Source organism: Pseudoalteromonas sp. SWYJZ19, from assembly GCF_015864375.1.
Taxonomy (GTDB): Bacteria; Pseudomonadota; Gammaproteobacteria; order Enterobacterales; family Alteromonadaceae; genus Pseudoalteromonas; species Pseudoalteromonas arctica.
In genome coordinates this window covers 1-3,122 of record NZ_JADYXI010000047.1, presented here as the reverse complement: position 1 = coordinate 3,122, position 3,122 = coordinate 1, and the positions used below count along the sequence as shown (strand labels likewise).

The window sequence follows — 3,122 nt, the reverse complement described above, 5'->3', positions numbered from 1 at the left end:
TCGTTAACCTATGTATTCAGTTAACGATACCTGCAAGCAGGTGGGTTTCCCCATTCGGAAATCTTAGTCTCAAGCGCTTTTTACTAGCTTGACTAAGCTTATCGCAAGTTAATACGTCCTTCATCGCCTCCAACTGCCAAGGNGTGGGTTTCCCCATTCGGAAATCTTAGTCTCAAGCGCTTTTTACTAGCTTGACTAAGCTTATCGCAAGTTAATACGTCCTTCATCGCCTCCAACTGCCAAGGCATCCACCGTGTACGCTTAGTCACTTAACCATACAACCCAAACGGGTCTTTGTTTTGTGACAGTTTAACTTCGCCAGAAGTCAATATTGAATACTAAAGTAGATACCAATCAATCAACTCAAAGAGTTAATTAAATGGCACTGAATGGTACTGCTACCATTCTTTTTTNTCGTTAACCTATGTATTCAGTTAACGATACCTGCAAGCAGGTGGGTTTCCCCATTCGGAAATCTTAGTCTCAAGCGCTTTTTACTAGCTTGACTAAGCTTATCGCAAGTTAATACGTCCTTCATCGCCTCCAACTGCCAAGGCATCCACCGTGTACGCTTAGTCACTTAACCATACAACCCAAACGGGTCTTTGTTTTGTGACAGTTTAACTTCGCCAGAAGTCAATATTGAATACTAAAGTAGATACCAATCAATCAACTCATAAGAGTTAACTAAATGGCACTGAATGGTACTGCTACCATTCTTTTTTTACTTTTGAAAACTCTTGATAAATACAATGTATCTATCAGAATTTTATTATCAGCTTTTCCAAATTTTTAAAGAGCAAGAGATGTAAAAACTTCTCAAAATTAAACACACTCTATTCTCAGGCGGTTAATGGCCTGATAAAGAANAACCCAAACGGGTCTTTGTTTTGTGACAGTTTAACTTCGCCAGAAGTCAATATTGAATACTAAAGTAGATACCAATCAATCAACTCATAAGAGTTAACTAAATGGCACTGAATGGTACTGCTACCATTCTTTTTTTACTTTTGAAAACTCTTGATAAATACAATGTATCTATCAGAATTTTATTATCAGCTTTTCCAAATTTTTAAAGAGCATATTAATTAGTTATCCCGAAGGACAAGCACTAATNTTTTTAACCATCTTCTTAATTAGATAAGAAGTGGTGGGTCTGAGTAGATTTGAACTACCGACCTCACCCTTATCAGGGGTGCGCTCTAACCAGCTGAGCTACAGACCCAAAACAATAAGTGTTGTTCTCTTTACAATAACAATCATCTGTGTGGACACTACGAACAAATAAGTTCTAAATCGTATAAGGAGGTGATCCAGCCCCAGGTTCCCCTAGGGCTACCTTGTTACGACTTCACCCCAGTCATGAATCACTCCGTGGTAAACGTCCTCCCGAGGGTTAGACTATCTACTTCTGGAGCAACCCACTCCCATGGTGTGACGGGCGGTGTGTACAAGGCCCGGGAACGTATTCACCGCGTCATTCTGATACGCGATTACTAGCGATTCCGACTTCATGGAGTCGAGTTGCAGACTCCAATCCGGACTACGACGCACTTTAAGTGATTCGCTTACCTTCGCAGGTTCGCAGCACTCTGTATGCGCCATTGTAGCACGTGTGTAGCCCTACACGTAAGGGCCATGATGACTTGACGTCGTCCCCACCTTCCTCCGGTTTATCACCGGCAGTCTCCTTAGAGTTCTCAGCATTACCTGCTAGCAACTAAGGATAGGGGTTGCGCTCGTTGCGGGACTTAACCCAACATCTCACAACACGAGCTGACGACAGCCATGCAGCACCTGTATCAGAGTTCCCGAAGGCACCAAACCATCTCTGGTAAGTTCTCTGTATGTCAAGTGTAGGTAAGGTTCTTCGCGTTGCATCGAATTAAACCACATGCTCCACCGCTTGTGCGGGCCCCCGTCAATTCATTTGAGTTTTAACCTTGCGGCCGTACTCCCCAGGCGGTCTACTTAATGCGTTAGCTTTGAAAAACAGAACCGAGGCTCCGAGCTTCTAGTAGACATCGTTTACGGCGTGGACTACCGGGGTATCTAATCCCGTTTGCTCCCCACGCTTTCGTACATGAGCGTCAGTGTTGACCCAGGTGGCTGCCTTCGCCATCGGTATTCCTTCAGATCTCTACGCATTTCACCGCTACACCTGAAATTCTACCACCCTCTATCACTCTCTAGTTTGCCAGTTCGAATTGCAGTTCCCAGGTTGAGCCCGGGGCTTTCACAGCTCGCTTAACAAACCGCCTGCGTACGCTTTACGCCCAGTAATTCCGATTAACGCTCGCACCCTCCGTATTACCGCGGCTGCTGGCACGGAGTTAGCCGGTGCTTCTTCTGTCAGTAACGTCACAGCTAACGGGTATTAACCGTTAACCTTTCCTCCTGACTGAAAGTGCTTTACAACCCGAAGGCCTTCTTCACACACGCGGCATGGCTGCATCAGGCTTGCGCCCATTGTGCAATATTCCCCACTGCTGCCTCCCGTAGGAGTCTGGGCCGTGTCTCAGTCCCAGTGTGGCTGATCATCCTCTCAAACCAGCTAGGGATCGTCGCCTTGGTGAGCCATTACCTCACCAACTAGCTAATCCCACTTGGGCCAATCTAAAGGCGAGAGCCGAAGCCCCCTTTGGTCCGTAGACATTATGCGGTATTAGCAGTCGTTTCCAACTGTTGTCCCCCACCTCAAGGCATGTTCCCAAGCATTACTCACCCGTCCGCCGCTCGTCAGCAAAGTAGCAAGCTACTCTCTGTTACCGCTCGCCTTGCATGTGTTAGGCCTGCCGCCAGCGTTCAATCTGAGGTATGATGAAACTCTTCAATTAAAAAGTTTTATGTCTTTCGACAGCTCAATGAATTCTGAATTTATTTTAATATCTTTCGATATTGAATTGACTGTGCCGAATAATTACCGAAATAACTATTCTGTTGGTCACTCAGTTTTCAATTGAGACTCTAAATTTATTTGCCTCGCTACCTAAGTAGTTTAGCTGTTAGAACTCAATCTGTACGAGTGCCCACACAGATGATTGCTTTATATTGTTAAAGAACGTTTTGAGTCGCTTTAGCGTCTCAAGGGATGCGAATAATACACCCTTTATTTTTCGAGT

Annotated in this window: 1 tRNA gene, 2 rRNA genes and 1 other annotated feature; all 3 genes read right to left on the bottom strand. The window is 45.0% G+C overall.

The features are described from left to right. Window positions 1-275, bottom strand: a 23S ribosomal RNA gene (locus tag I6F45_RS21095); the annotation flags it as partial. Between the two features lie 138 nt (window positions 276-413). Next, window positions 414-539 (bottom strand) — a sequence feature (23S ribosomal RNA rRNA prediction is too short). Window positions 540-1,148: 609 nt separating this feature from the next. Further along, window positions 1,149-1,225: transfer RNA gene (locus tag I6F45_RS21090), tRNA-Ile, on the bottom strand. A gap of 76 nt (window positions 1,226-1,301) precedes the next feature. Next, window positions 1,302-2,837 (bottom strand): 16S ribosomal RNA (locus I6F45_RS21085). Window positions 2,838-3,122 lie beyond the last annotated feature (285 nt).